Consider the following 14,762-nt stretch of genomic DNA (forward strand, 5'->3'; position numbering starts at 1 on the left):
ATACCAAAGCGCACAAGGCGCGACGTCGAGCGCTATATGGCAGCCCTGGCTGCTCAGCCGTTCCACCAACTCGGCCAATCCGACACGGCGGTATTAACTCCATCATACGCTCTTCTGGTGCGATCCGCCGCCGAGGTTGCATCAGACGGATCAGTTCAGGTCGTTATGCCATGGCCACCGGTCAAGGTTTCGCCTTCAGCGATCACCGGACTGCTCACGATAGCTGCGATTGGTAGCGCGGAAGTGAAGCAGTTCATCATCCAAGGTGCCACCGAGACAGGTCGCCGCCGATCCGACGAAGTGCGAGCACTCGTGTTCCCCTACGCGCGAGGCAGTCATGCCCAGGCCCGACAGGTTCAGGTTGACCGGAAAGTACTCGGCACCGTCAACTTTGAGCATGTTAAGCGATACGTCAAAGGCGGTGACGACGCCGCCAAGGACTTCCATCAGGTTCTCGCCCGGGTCCGCAACCTTACAGGGCGCGCGTCCGACGGTCGTGAATACGCCGAGTTCGAACACCCGATCCTTGACGAGATTGTGCCGCATGGCTCGCCACGCGGTGAGCGCTCGGCTAATAGCAAACTCCTCTGGAGGACGCGCTCGAAGACTGACATTGTCAAGCAGAGCAGATCGGGCGACGCTGACGACCCGTCGAAGGCCGACTTTTTCCTGTACACGCTTCGTGTTGGCGACCAGATCAGCGCCGATCTGCGGGCTATTAAGCGAAGTCCCGATCTGCTTATCCTCGACCTCACACGAAATGCTCGCACCCGGTTAGGCTGGAATTGGGTGGACAAATCGACCGAATTTGTTGCCTCCCTGCGCGAGGTCCACCCTATGACAGGTATCCTCGCCATCGCCGACGATCCCTGGACCTACCGCACCGCGCGGTTCGATGTCCTGGGCACTCGGAAGCCAGGGCGAGGCGGCAAGGTGATACCAGCGATCGGCCACGTTGCTTATTCCGAGGTGGCTAACATCGTCAGCCCCGTGGCAGCCGAGGCTCCCTCGTTCGAAGGAGCCGATTGCATTGATGTCGACGGCTTCTTCGGTGAAGTCGACCAAAACATCGAGACCCTTCGGCGCCTGGCGAACAGCCTCGACGACAAGGGTGACCTTAAGGGAGCGATCGTCGTGCGCAACCTAGTCGCGACGGTTCGCCGCACAGCCTCTCTGCCGGGCTCGCTCGCTGAGTTGAGCAGATTTCTGGAACAGGAGACATCAACCGCAGCAGCCAACGATCTGCTTGCGATCTACCGTGTTACAGCCGATCTCGCAACCTTGGAGGATCCGCGCGGCCTTGCCAATCAGGTCGACGCCGAGACCGGCGCGCTGGCGACCACGCGCGAATTGATGCGCAACTTCGGCAGCGCCACACCGATGACCACGCTACTCGAGGCGGCGATATTGCCCGCGCTCAGGTCCAGCTCGAAATCCGTGTTCGTGTTCAGGTCGGAACTGGTCGCAGAGTTTGCAGTTAACCGGCTTGGTATCTCCCATCCTAAACTGGCCGCGCGGCTCGAATCCGGGTTCATTCGCTTCGGAGGTGAACGGACACTCAGAGGCGTGGCTGACCTGCCACGGGTTGCGCGTAACCAGTTCAAGCGGGTCGTGCTCGTGGCGCCGACGCGGACCTCTATCCTGACGACACTTACCCAGCCGTGGCTTCCGGAGCACGTAACCGTTCTTGCCGACGCCGACACCCTCGCATTCGCCGCGCGCGACGCCGGGCGTCTCGCGGACGAAATCGACATCGCGCCATTGGCAGTCCGGCTGCGAATGTTTGCAAGAAAAGCTAATGAGCGGGTGGAGGAGATCGGTCGGCACGTCGTGCGGTTCGAAATGCCGCCGGACGACGTCGAATTCCCCAATGGCTCAGTGGTTGACCTGAGCGGCGGCAAGGGCGAACGAAACCTCGTCGAAATCGAATTAAAGAACGGCCAGCGCATTATTGCTCGCCGCAGCACCGAGATTGTGTTGCGCGACGACGGCGCGGCGACGACCTCGTTCGTCGAGCGTCCGGCATCGCAAGTAAAGGTGGGCGACGAGGTTTGCGTCATAGGCCACGGCTTCATTGAGCGGGCACGCACGTTGGTGAACATCCGCGCAACCGCCGCGGAGGAGATCCGCGACTACCACCAGTTGGTGTCCGATCGCTTCGCTGCGATGCCTGAGCCGACGACGATAGGGAAGCTGCGGTCACTTGTTGCCACGATGGGCGAACCCGCAGTGGCGCCCGAAACCGCGCGATACTGGATCGACCTCGGCGAAGAGATCGAAAAACCTCTGCACGACGTCGTTCCGCACGCGCCGCAGGATCAGGACACGTTCATGCGCTTCACCGCCGCCCTCGGCATCAGCGAACGCATGGCTGGCAACTTCTGGAGGTGGGCGGTGGTCGCGCAGCGGTCTCACCGCATCCGTTACGGAAACGTCTTCCACGATGCCTTTCGCGGAATTCTCACCGATCCGCACGCGGCCATAAGCAGCAATCGCGATCGGGTCGACCAAATCCGCATGTTAAGGTCTATGGCGGAAGAGCATGTTGCTATCGTTGACAAGGTTCGGAGCTTTACGGCGCGATGAAGGGAAAGTCGAACAGCGAGCTAACGGCGATTGACGTCGAACTAAAGGAAGCCGTCTGCGACGCGCTGACATATTCGCTGGTGCAGCGCGTCACCGGTGCGGACGAGCGCGGCCGCAACTTGCTCGGTAGTTCGCCTCGCAGGGGCATTTTCGCCAGCCAGCTCCTCCCGCGCTTCGACACGTCGGGACAGGATGATGAGACGACAGACATCCGCATCGCGGCGGTGGGCATTGACTTGATTGCGGTGGCTGGCGGAGGTGGGCCGATACGCGTCACGCCCCGGTTCTCGGTCTATCTCCGAGTGATCCCCGACTGGCTGGACCTTGCGCCCCACGGCGAACTCGAGTTCGACTTCCGCCTGCAGAGGAACATCCAGCAGCAGATCGACGATGCGATCCGGGCAGAGCGCGTGCCCGCGCTGCGAGCGGCGGGCGTCGAAAAGCCTGACTGGAAGGCGATGGACGAGACCAAGCGTTCCAAAGTCAGAGCGACGCGAGCACAGATCCTCACCGAAGTCCGGCGCAAAGCATACGCCGCACACGGCATCAAGCTAGTCTCTGGCGATGCAGATCCGGACGATGCGGCAAAGGTGTCGAGAGATACGTCCGACATAGATCCGAACACGCCTGACGACATCAAGCCAGCGGTACTGCCCATCCCGCGTCTGCTTCGCGATCAGCGAGAGCTTCCGCTCCACCTCGTCGATCCAGCGCCAATCCCGGGGAAGTGGACACGGCTGGACCTCGAAATGCCAACCCTCGAGTTCAACTATGATGCGCCCGACGAAGACCTCAAATCTGCAGTCGAAACGTATAACCGTGCCTTAAGCGGCTCGGTTGCCGCGCAAATCGAAGCTTGGGTCAACGGGCCTGGCGCCTCCACGGCATGGCGGGAGGTGACAGTCCAACCCAGCGAAACGCTGACGGAAGAGAAATGGCGTGCAGCAATGGCTGCGATCGCCACCCGCCCGGTGGATCGCAACCGGGTCGTACCCGACCTCTCGCGCGTCGTAGTCAAAGTCGAGCGCCAGACCGACTTCCTCAACCCGAGCGCTCTATCGATGCGCATCACACTCGACAATCAGTCGCTTGAGCAGTCGCCAATCGACGCGCGCGGCCGCTGCAACACGGTCTTCGATGCCGGCCTTACAATCGAGCTGCCATCGGCTGCGCACCGCCCACTGCGCCTCGACCGCGTCGAGCCATCCTATCGTTTCCGCGAGCACCTCGACTATCCGGCTATAGGCCTCAACTGCGGAGTCGAGGCCCATTGCGAGGGAGCGAACTTGCACCTGCGCACGACGTGCGCGCCCCGCTTCGCCCAGCCGCGGATCGTCGCGCGCAAGCTCGACCTGCCCTATCAGTTTGCCGTCTTGAAGGATCCAGATTTCGATGCATCTAGGCTGCTCGAACTGCCTTGTGAGTACAGGCAGTGGATCGACGGTCAGGAAGCGAGGCTCCGGGATACGGTCACGGCCGGGCTGGAACCCGCCGACGCGGCGATCGAGGCCGAACGCCTGCGCAAGGACATCGCGGCACAACGCGACGAGGCGCGCTACATTGAGCGTGGCGTCGAACTGCTGATCGCGTCCAAGAAGGCAGCGGACGCGCTTGCCGCCTGTGGTGGCGGGGATAACCAAGCCCTCGAGCGGCGTGCCGCGCCTTGGCGAGCTTGGACCATGGCGAACGAGGCCTTTGCGTCGCGCGATGTCTCCGACCCCGGCCGGGGATGGCGCCTGTTCCAGATGGCTTTCATACTCGCCCACGTGCCGGTGTTCGCTTCGAGGATGGACGAGTGGCGCGAAACGCACGACCCTCGACTCGACGAGGAAGGCGTCAGCCTTCTCTACTTCCCGACCGGCGGTGGCAAGTCTGAAGCGTTCTACGGAACACTGCTCTTCGCGATGTTCCTCGACCGGCTGCGTGGCAAGGACCGCGGCATCACCGCGATGATCCGGTATCCCCTGCGGCTGCTAACCCTCCAGCAGGCCCAGCGGCTCCTGAAACTTATTGCCAGGGCGGAATTGGTCCGCAAGCGTCACAGCGTCGGCTCATGGCCGTTCGAGATGGGCTTCTGGGTCGGCAGCCAGAACACGCCGAATAACTACGGGGCCTTCAAATCGGACATCCCGCTTACTACCGATCATGACCATCCGGACGACAGTGGCCTCGATGGCGAGACCGGCGATGACCAGGAGCGAGATCGCGGCCGGCGCTACCTTGTCGCCCGCGAGGCGTACGATAAGATCCCGGACTGTCCGGTCTGCGGCAAACCAACCGGCCTCAGACGCGACGAGACCGATGGTCAGTACGGCAGGCGCGCCGCGATCCTCTGCTTCAACGACGATTGCGATTGGAACAAGGAGCATGGTGGTCGCCACCCACTGCCATTCCTCCTCACGGATGACGCCGTCTACGCGCGCGCGCCATCGATAGTGCTGGGCACCGTAGATAAGCTGGCAATGCTAGGGCAAAACACCAGCACAATCAGCAAGGTGCTTGGCATGTTTGGCCTGGCAAGGCGCGTCGATCACCGCGGCAACCTCAGCAACCCGCGCAGCGAGGCGGACCTCAAACGCGATCCCGCCCTTGACCGCTGCGCCAATGTCTACCCCGCGTACGCGAGCGGCAGGCACATCTTTCACGACCCCTTCCCATCGCTTATCATTCAGGACGAGGCGCATCTGCTGGAAGAGAGCCTCGGCACGTTCAGCGGCTTGTTCGACACTTTACTCGACACGATGCTAGAGGACATCGCCGACATGGCGGGCGACGCACTGGGCGTTGCTCGACGCTGGACCGGCGTCGGTTGGGGTCCGCCCCGAATGCCGAAGATCATCGCGGCGACCGCCACTATCTCAGCACCCGAACGGCAGTTGGAGACGCTTTACCAACGCATCCCCCTGCGCTTCCCTTACCCCGGACCTGACCTCTACCACTCCTTTTTCGCCGAGCCAGCCGCGCCACCGGAAGAGAATGAGGACCGTGTCACTCTCGCCAAGTCGCTCCCATTCGCGCAGGTTCCAGAGGCGACCGCGCCGTGGATGCGCCTCTACGTTTCGCTGTTGACGAACGACGCTACCCACACCGTCACGACGGTTGGAGTCCTCGCCGCCTTCCACGGCATCGTCACATCTCTGTGGGACGGCATGCTGGACGGCGCGCAGCGGGTTCAGACGATCGCCGCAATCCGAGCATCGGTCCCGCCAGGTCGCGCGGGCGACTGGCACCGTGCCGCCATCGATCGCGCCGTCGAGCAGGGTCGTGATGCGGAGATCATGGCGCTCGTGGACCTGCATCGCATCGCCCTCGCGTACGTTACGAATAAGAAGGGCGGCGACCAAGTCATCGACGCGCTGAGCGCAGCGGTCGAAAAGGAGCACCGCCGTATCGGCCGCGCCCATATCGCTTTCGACAGCCGCCTTATCTCCGGCGGCATTGACATGAAGGATATACAGGCGGTGATGGAGGCCGCCGACAGGTCGTTCGTTGGAGCCGACTATCCGGATGTGGCCGAGACCGTGCGCAACATCGTGGCGACGTCGGCGATCAGCCACGGCGTCGATGTCGACCGCTTCAACAGCATGTTCTTTGCCGGTCTTCCCTCTGACATTGCCGAGTACATCCAGGCATCCAGCCGCGTCGGCCGCACCCATGTCGGCTTCGTCATGCTGCTGCCCACGCCACAGAACCGACGCGACCGCTATGTGGTCGAGACTCATGACATCTTCCACCGCTTCCTTGAACGCATGATCGCGCCGCCGGCGGTTGAGAGATGGGCGGAAAACGCGATCAAGCGGACGATGGCTTCGTATGTCCAAGCCTGGGCGATGCTGCGCGAGGCACGCGAGTTCATCGGCAAGGATGACGCCCGTAAGTTCGAGGAGGCACACATGGACCAAGTCAGCCGGCTGGCAGCCCTGGAAAAGCGCGACCACCTCCGTTTCACAAAGGAACTCGTCTCTTTCATACTCCGAGCGAGCGGTTTCGCCGGAAAAGGTGCTTTGCACCTCGGGGCGCCGTACTACGAGGAATTCTATCGCGGGCTCGTCGACAATCAGGTCGAGAGGTTCGCGCGGCACATTTCCGGTCTAGCCACGATATCGAGCCTACGTGACTACTGGGGCGACGTCCCGGTCTTCAAGCCTCCGATGACGTCGTTGCGCGACGTCGACGAAGCCGGTTACATCGTCGCTGCGATGCGCGACCCGCTCGCGCGCGGCAGGTCATCGGACGTCGACCGCCGCGACCTGGCTAAAGTGATGAAAGCTATAAGGACCCAGCGCGGCAGTGCCTCGGAGCTGGACGCGGATGGGGGAAAAGATGGCTGATACAGGCAAGAAAGACTGGCGCGCCCCTTCCGTCCGAAGACCCTCATCGTTCGGCGTCGGCCACGCCGACCCCGATCCGCTGGAGCCGCCCACGATGTTGCGCTCGCGGGTCCAGATCGCCGGCTCTTACGCGCCGGGCGTGCTGATGACATGGGAGGGCGGCAAGGGCATTTGTCGCTCCGTTCCCCTCGCCAACGAGGCGAAGGACCTCAACCCGACGACTGTCGATCTGATCTTCGAGAATCTGAGCCACGCAGTGACCACCTGGCGCAATCGCGTGATGAAAGTGCTGCCCGACGCACTGCCGGAACTCGTCCTCGACACCCCGTTCCGAGACTCGAAAACCGGCGAGGCGCGGGTGCAGCGCGCCGACTTCCAGATGACGAGCCCTGACAAGGTCGGCTACGTACCCTATCCGCTCCTGTACCGCTGCGGGATATGCGGATCGACCCGCGAGTTCGACAGCGTCGCCGATCAGGCGCGACAGCCACTACCCAGGAAGTGCAATGGCCACGAGGCCCGTTGGACGCAGGTTGACGTGGTCTACGCCCACTGGTCGGGCGACATCGAGCCGCTCAGCCCCTTCAACTACAACTTTGACTCGCAGACCGGTACCGCCAAGCAGATCAGGATGTGTACCTGCGGATCGTCGAGTTTCAAGCTGCGCAACACAGCACCTGTGTTCTCCGAATGGCGCTACGTCTGTGAGGGTTGCGGCGAGACAAGGTCGCTCAAGAAAGCCAACCCCGATGTGCTTACGCGTCTCCAGATCCAGCAGAACGAGGGCGGCCGCCAGTTCCAGTGGATCGAAGTCAACATGCTACCGGTTTCATACCGGGCAAACTCGACCTTCTATGTTCAGCGGACCAGCTTCATTGTGTTCAAAGACAGCGCAGTGGTCGAACTAATGAGCCCCAGACGCCGCGACGGGCTGATCGCCCGGCTCGCCCAGATTCACGAAATCTCATTCGCCGAGCCGTCCGGCGATCAGATCCGCAAGAGCGTCGAGGCCGACCAAACGCGTGCAGGCGAGTGGGACGAGTACGAAACCTACCTTGATATGGCGGAGAAGGCGGAAGGTTCCGGGCGCGCCGACGCGGCGCGCCGGCACCGCGACAACGCGAGCTCGCTGCGCGAGGGCTGGTTCGCTAATGGTATCGTCGAGCGCGGCCAGCTCGGCAGCCAAGCGATCCTGCAGGCGATCGCGATGCGAGAGGACTGGACGCAACGTTACGACCCCGTCCGGCTGACGATCCAGCACGACGCATTCGTGCGTGAGCATATCGAGCAGGCGATGACGGAGCACAAAGCGGTCAACGTCATGTCCCCGGACGTCGTACTCACGGATGTGGTCAACGATCCGGCGCGCAAGGTGAAGTACCAAGAGACCATTGGGAGGCTGCTCGGCCATCTTGGCGTCGATCGCCTAGTACTGATCCGCGGCCTTCCGATCTGCGAATTTAGCTTCGGCTATACGAGGGTCTCGGCCACTCCGATCTACCAGCGCGAGCATAACGGTCAGCGTGTCGAGATGCCGGTCCGGCTGAAGGCGTTCGACCAACTGCCTATCCCCGACAACAAGCGGCCGATCTACGTCACGCAACAGCTCAACGAGGCGCTATACTTCAAACTCGACGAGGGCCGAGTCCTGCGCTGGCTTGAGGCCAATCAGGTCGTCGACGTGCCCCGCGAACACGTCGGCCGCGCCTACCTAGAGCGCTACGATGACTTCGGGCCTTTCCTTGAAGTGTTCAAGGATCGCGAGGGCATGGGTGGTTACCCGCGCACCCTCCCAGCCTACATCTACCTGCTGCTGCACACATTGTCGCACCAGATGATGCACTCGCTCGCGGACACATCGGGCGTGGACAGGGATGGTATCGGGGAACACATCTTCCCCGCCGACCTCTCTTTCGTCATCTACCGCAAAGGAATGACGCCCGACTTGGGGAACATCTCCGCGATGTGGCGCAACTCCGCAGAGGCGTTTTTAAAGCGGGCTCTCGACCCGAGAACGCTGCGCTGCGGATCGGGTAGCCTGTGTGATATCCGCGGCGGCGCGTGCCCGGCATGCGTAATGGTGTCCGAAGTTAGCTGTATCGCATCTAACCTGCTGCTGTCGCGGGCCGCGCTGAAGGGCGGTAGAGGCCCGGAATGGGAACCGCGGACCGCTCCAAATCTTATAGGCTTTTTCGATACCTCGCATCAGTCATCAACATCTAATCCCAACGCGTGATCGATTGGAGGGAACACGGGGCTCAGGCCATCGGCTACAACCCGATTGCTTCCGACATAATCGAGGCCGTTTTCCATCGAAGTTGAAGGAGGAACGCCTCCTCATGCAGTAAAGTTGCTTTCAATCACTCAAACGACTCGCTTACATCCTCGGCTTCAATTTGCCATAGTCGCGAGGTTAGGTTGCGACCATCGTTGGACACGGAAGCGAAAACCTGCTATCGTTCCCCTTACGTTCACATAGGAGCGGAGGCCGCCTGAGACGGAGAGTAATGACACAACTGGATTTCGGTGCGCTAGATTTCGCAGCACGGGCTGTTTCGCCGTTCTTGGAGCTTGGGGCATATGAAGCCCTTTGGGACCAAGACAATGCCAGCTTCAAGACCATCGCCGCACGATTCGCTAGGGTGCCGGGAGCGCTCCCGTCCGATTTCATCGCCCCGGCTCAATCGACGGAGTACGCAAACGCGGTGCATCGCGCCCTCGTTGGAGCAGGTGTTCGGCATTATGGCGTACGTGTACATGGCGCCGGAGAGTACCCTGATCGCCTGCGGGATGCAGAGCATCCGATTGAACTGCTCTACTATCAGGGCTGGTGGGAACTGGTGAATTCGCCCAGATCCGTCGCGATTGTCGGAACGCGCAATCCCTCCGAAGACGGGATCCGGCGCACCCGCAAACTAGTGCGTTCTCTGCTAGCCGATGACTTCACCATCGTGTCCGGACTGGCGAAGGGCGTGGACGCAGCCGCGCACACGGCTGCGATCAGCGAGGGCGGCCGCACCATTGCGGTTCTCGGTACTCCAATTTCACAGACATACCCGAAAGAGAACGCAGCGCTTCAAAGGGAAATCGCAACCAATCATCTGCTGATCAGCCAGGTTCCCGTGACGCGTTATGAGCGCGCACCGAACCCGACCGCGAACCGACATTTCTTCCCCGCACGCAACGTCACCATGTCCGCACTAACCGATGCGACGGTGATCGTGGAAGCCGGTGAAACTTCCGGAACGCTGGTGCAAGCCCGCGCAGCACTGAAACAAGGACGCAGACTCTTCATTTTAGATAGCTGCTTCCGCAATCCGAAGCTGACCTGGCCACACACTTACGAAGAGCGCGGCGCGATCCGCGTCCGGGATTACGATGACATCCGACAACAGCTCATACCCGGAAAGACTCACTAAGGTCGACGCGCTGACGCGCGGCGATCACTCCTACCTACACGAAGAAGACAACTGCCTCTTCCTCGGCGAGTACACCGCGCGCAAAGGGTTCTCCTACAGTGCAACCAACAATCTGATCATCAATTTCAAAAAACCGATGGATCGCCAAGGACGCCCAGAATGGTCCCACAAGGCGCGTAACATCCGCAAAGCCGCCGCAGCGCTTCACAAGGCCTTCGGAAACACCGATCTGCGGCGTTACACCTTCGTACCGGTCCCCCCTTCGAAGGCCAGCACCGATCCGATGTACGATAATAGAATGATGGAAATGCTGGCCCATCTGAGTGCCCATGTACGGCGTTCACACGGCTACGACATCGATATCCGGGAACTGGTCAGCCAGACCCAAAGCACGGCTGCTGCGCATGATACGGATGCGCGACCCACACCCGCTGAGTTGGTCGCACTTTACCGGCTCGAGCAAGGTGCGCTCGCCGGAGTCCGTGAGGGGATATTGATCTGTGATGACGTCCTCACCACCGGCTGTCACTTTCGGGCGATGGAGGAAGTACTGTCCGCAGCGCTGCCAGGACGCCCCTGCTACGGCGTGTTTCTCGCCAGGCGCGTTCCCGAGGCAATCGATATCGAAGACGTCGATTGGTGAGTAAGGCACTCACACCTTCCTCAGCATGTTAAAGGCCCCTTCATCCTGAATCTGAACACGCTTTAGCCAGTCCGCATGCGTTCCAGCAGCTATCGGAAGCGTACCTCCCAGCTTTCCCTCAGGCTCTCCTCTTCATCGTCGACTTCATCCGGATCGTCCTGAAGTTGCTCGCTGGAAAGCACCGTTAGCGTAAGACCATAGCTCCCCAAGCCTATGATCTCCTCGTCAAGAGCCCGGCTCGCGGCCCCCTCGAACCAGCGCCTCAAACTCGCTGGCGCGCAATGTCGCCTACCCTGAGCAATATTTCCCGAATCCACATTGAATGCCCGCGTTGCGGTGTCAGGCAGCGATGTCCCTTTGCGTAAGTAGTGCACACCCGGAAGCGCCTTAAAGCTATCGGGCATGAAACTATACGAGATCTCGGCTCCGCGGCTAACTATAACGGCCATAGGGTACGGAGCGCACTCCGCCGCCCTGATCGCCGCCGCCGTAAGCGATGCTTGCGCCTCCCGGGCAAGGGTCTCTATACCTTGCAAGCCGACAGGAGAACCCAGTAGCACTTCGCGCACATGGGTCGTGGGCATCAACAGACCTGATGCAAAATGATCGGCTTCCAACTCGATAGAGCTCGAACCCTCGGTGAAGCCTGCTCGAGAAACATGCGTTCCAGAGGATTTCTGTATCTCCTCCGGGTGCCCTTCAAGGAAATAATGACCCAGCTCATGTGCAACCGTGAACCGACGGAAGCCTTCGCTCCTGATGTGTGTGGAGTAAATAATCCCAACGCTGTCGCCCTGAAAAATGATGCAACCGCTCATGCCTGGCTGCCCAGCATCATTGCCTTGGACGAGAATATCTGACGCTTCGGCGATTTTGAACGGATCCACGGGAAGCGAGAAGAATCCAAACTCTTTGGCCACAGCTTCGCCTCGCTGCCTGGCCTGCCGCAGGCGAAACTTCGGCAATGTCATTCCTTCCCCCGGCGCTCTGCAAACATATCAATCATCATCTGGATACTCTGACGGTCAGCATCGGTGAGGTTCTCTTCACCTCGGAATGCCGTCGTGGCTCCTTCAATCGATGCGGTCCTACCGAGTAGGAAGTCCGAAGACACATTTAGCGCGCGTGCCAGTGATCTGATATTTGCGAAGGATGGCTTACGCCGATTTGCTTCAAAATGCCCGATGGCGGCCGGCTGTAGTCCCGTCAGCTTCCCCAGGTCGCTTTGGTTTAGCCCACGTAATTCACGGGCCTGTCGGAGCCGCGCCGAGAAAATCCCATCCTGATCCTCAGATCTTGACACTACGTTGCTCATTATAGTAATCCTACTTTATCGTAGGCTTTCCGATTCTTAAGGTTCACTGCTGGTGGGCCTTTTACTCTGACTGATCGCCCTACGTTTTCGTAGCAAAGTACTACACGACCAGCGACATCGTCAACCCAAACATCGAAAGGGGGTGAATACCATGGCAAAATCGAACAAGGAGGTTACCAGCGCTCGGGCTGCGTCGGCTGCATCGAAGGTTCTGAGCAATCCGAAATCCAGCGCGGCCGCGAAGACCGCAGCAGCTTCGGCACTGACTCAGCGTCCGAACAAGAAGTGATACTCAAAGCGCTTCCGGGCAAGCCCGGAAGCCTCATCAAATGAAAAGGACAGAACTATGGCTGATCGCCAAGTTACCGCATCGGGTAAAGACCGTGACGGAGACATTACCAAACTGTGCCAATCTGGCGCGATTTGGTCGCCTCGCTCGAAGGCCGATGCCATTCGAGACATCGAGGGTGGCCTGCATACTTATTATGTGCAGCGTCCCGGCACCACCCGTGTGAACGTGAATGTTGTCAATGGTGCAAGCGGAAAGTACCTGCGGTCGACGGCCGACAAGGCATCAAGCAACAACCTGGATAATCTTCCGGACTGTTGAGTTGAGAAGCGACTAAGGCGAGCCTGCCGATTGGCTGGGCTCGCCCTCGAGTGTGCCTCGGTCACCCTCTTACCTTCACCGGGCGCGCACGAATACGGCTCACTCACCTTCACCCACAATCGGCAGATCCAGCGCGATGTCCGCAACCGGCTTCAGCAGCCCGGCATCTTCCAGCGCCTCGAGGTCTGGCAGGTCGCGCAGTGTTTCCAGCCCGAACTGCACCAGAAACCCCGGCGTAGTGACATAGGTATAGGGCGCGCCGGGTTCCGGGCTGCGCGGGCCACGGGCAATCAGAGCCTGCCGGTGCAGGCGGGCGATCAGATCGCGGCTGACTTCCCGGCCGGTCAGGCCCGAGATCGCACCACGGGTGACCGGCTGCATATAGGCGATAATCGTCAGAACCAGCGCCTCATTCTGAGTCAGGTCGCGAGTGGCATCACCCTCACCGCGCGCCATGCGGATAGTTGCCGCATATTGCGGCCGGCTGCGGAACTGCCAGCCGCCTGCAACGCGGGCAATCTCATAGGGGCGCCCAGCGAGTTCGGCAGAAATGTCCTCGATCAGCAGATCGAGGGCGCAGTCCCGGCCGACCACCCGGACCAACACGTCGCGGCCCACCGGCTCGGAGGATGCAAAGAGCACCGCCTCCACACGCGCCATCCATTCCCGCCAGCGCAAGGCCTGCGGCAGATCGGTAAGTTCGGTGTCCAGCGGCTCGGCAGATTTCTGGGCCATCGTCACAACCCGTACAGCCGGAAGGTCGGCCGTCCGGTCAGTTCGCGCACCAGCCCGAGTGACGTCAGACGATCAAACAGCCGCCGCGCCGCGCGGTCACTCGCCTCCGCCCCGGCCTGAGCGGTTATAGCATCCTCGGTCAGTAAAGCGGCAATGATGGCGGCCGTGTCTTTTCCCGGCCGCCGCAGATGTGCCGCGCGCAGAGCCGTGGCGCGGCGGGTCAGATCGACGTGCAGATCGCAGGCGGTCACCGCCGCCCTGCCCCAGGCCACAGTACAGGCCGCAACCCATGCCTCGCCTTCCATCCTGAAGGCCGCGCGCGGCAGATGCGCTGCGAGCAACTGCACTGGCCGATCCCAGCCGAGCGCCCGGGCCAAAAGAGCATCCGCCAACCAGAGCGCCAATCCACGCCAGGTCGGGCCGAGGGCGAGAACCTCCCGCGCGGCTTCGGCTGCGAAGTGCAGAGGCGGAATGCGCCCGACAAACCGCGTCCCGATGTCACGCAACACCTCAGCGCCCGGCTCGAGTGGCAAATCGAAGAAGCCGGGCAAGCGCGCGGGCCAGTCGGTTGATCTCAGCGCCCGCGCCTCGCCCAGGGCACGCCAGCCAATCAGCATCCGCCCGGCGGGGCCGGGATCATCGCCGGGTTTGCGCAGGGCAAAGGCGTCCCGCAGCTGCGCTTCGCCCTCCCGGCGCCCTTCCAGCTGGCAAACAGCCGCTGCGGCAGAGAGCGCCAGCCGCTTGCGCCAGAGGATACCAACCGGATCGTCGGACCGGGCAATCGGATCGAGAGCCGCGAGAACTGCACCGGCAGAAAACATCGCCGTTTCAACGTCATCGCGACCCACACCCTGCCGGACCCATCGCGGCAGGGCCGGAGGATTCGGGGCGAGCTTAGGAGATTTCAGGGCACGGGACATGGAAGAATGCTAGCAAGCATCGGCGTTTTAAACCATTTATGTTCTCTATATCCGCCGCGCCTGTCCTTTTTGCATGATGTCCAATAATGTTGCATTATCGGACATATCATCGCTTAACAGGAGAGACATATGCAAAAACAACCACTTATGTCGGATGACCGGAATTCGTGAGATTCAAGCACTTCGTCGAAGAACATGCCGGG

General features: G+C 61.1%; 10 protein-coding genes. 6 read left to right on the plus strand and 4 right to left on the minus strand.

Annotation, left to right across the window (positions count from 1 at the left end; genetic code table 11):
- Nucleotides 1-36: 36 nt before the first annotated feature.
- From JC607_RS22060 to JC607_RS22080, 5 genes are all read left to right on the plus strand, one after another.
- Nucleotides 37-2,586 carry a hypothetical protein gene (locus JC607_RS22060; protein ID WP_198838906.1) on the plus strand — a complete coding sequence of 850 codons (2,550 nt, stop codon included), beginning with the start codon at nt 37-39 and terminating at the stop codon, nt 2,584-2,586.
- Entirely contained in the window at nt 2,583-6,917 is a 4,335-nt protein-coding gene (locus JC607_RS22065; protein ID WP_174213125.1) for a DEAD/DEAH box helicase family protein, read from the plus strand. Before JC607_RS22060 ends, JC607_RS22065 begins: the two co-directional genes overlap by 4 nt.
- Nucleotides 6,910-9,153, plus strand: a complete 2,244-nt coding sequence (locus tag JC607_RS22070; protein WP_198838907.1) for a hypothetical protein — start codon at nt 6,910-6,912, stop codon at nt 9,151-9,153. The genes JC607_RS22065 and JC607_RS22070 overlap by 8 nt, the downstream gene beginning before the upstream one ends.
- 271 nt (nt 9,154-9,424) lie before the next feature.
- Nucleotides 9,425-10,336, plus strand: a complete 912-nt coding sequence (locus tag JC607_RS22075) for a DNA-processing protein DprA (RefSeq protein ID WP_174213126.1) — start codon at nt 9,425-9,427, stop codon at nt 10,334-10,336.
- Nucleotides 10,296-10,979 (plus strand): hypothetical protein, encoded by a 684-nt coding sequence (locus JC607_RS22080; protein ID WP_174213127.1) that lies wholly within the window; start codon nt 10,296-10,298, stop codon nt 10,977-10,979. The genes JC607_RS22075 and JC607_RS22080 overlap by 41 nt, the downstream gene beginning before the upstream one ends.
- Before the next feature lie 89 nt (nt 10,980-11,068).
- Here the strand turns inward: JC607_RS22080 and JC607_RS22085 are convergent, their stop codons facing one another.
- Together JC607_RS22085 and JC607_RS22090 are read right to left on the minus strand one after the other, a co-directional pair.
- Nucleotides 11,069-11,950 (minus strand): ImmA/IrrE family metallo-endopeptidase, encoded by an 882-nt coding sequence (locus JC607_RS22085; protein ID WP_198838908.1) that lies wholly within the window; start codon nt 11,948-11,950, stop codon nt 11,069-11,071.
- On the minus strand, nt 11,947-12,294 hold the full coding sequence (locus tag JC607_RS22090) for a helix-turn-helix domain-containing protein (RefSeq protein ID WP_174213375.1): 348 nt from the start codon (nt 12,292-12,294) through the stop codon (nt 11,947-11,949). Before JC607_RS22090 ends, JC607_RS22085 begins: the two co-directional genes overlap by 4 nt.
- Nucleotides 12,295-12,640: 346 nt before the next feature.
- Between JC607_RS22090 and JC607_RS22095 the strand changes: the two genes are divergently transcribed.
- Nucleotides 12,641-12,904 carry a DUF3892 domain-containing protein gene (locus JC607_RS22095; RefSeq protein WP_174213373.1) on the plus strand — a complete coding sequence of 88 codons (264 nt, stop codon included), beginning with the start codon at nt 12,641-12,643 and terminating at the stop codon, nt 12,902-12,904.
- 99 nt (nt 12,905-13,003) lie between these two features.
- On the opposite strand, the gene JC607_RS22100 is transcribed toward JC607_RS22095, so the two are convergent.
- Together JC607_RS22100 and JC607_RS22105 are read right to left on the minus strand one after the other, a co-directional pair.
- Nucleotides 13,004-13,639: an SMC-Scp complex subunit ScpB gene (locus tag JC607_RS22100; RefSeq protein ID WP_174213372.1), complete on the minus strand. Its 636-nt coding sequence runs from the start codon at nt 13,637-13,639 to the stop codon at nt 13,004-13,006.
- A 2-nt stretch (nt 13,640-13,641) separates the two neighbouring features.
- On the minus strand, nt 13,642-14,559 hold the full coding sequence (locus tag JC607_RS22105) for a DUF1403 family protein (protein WP_174213371.1): 918 nt from the start codon (nt 14,557-14,559) through the stop codon (nt 13,642-13,644).
- Nucleotides 14,560-14,762: the final 203 nt, after the last annotated feature.

Source organism: Paracoccus sp. IB05, assembly GCF_016405985.1.
In the GTDB taxonomy this organism is placed as follows: Bacteria; Pseudomonadota; Alphaproteobacteria; order Rhodobacterales; family Rhodobacteraceae; genus Pseudogemmobacter.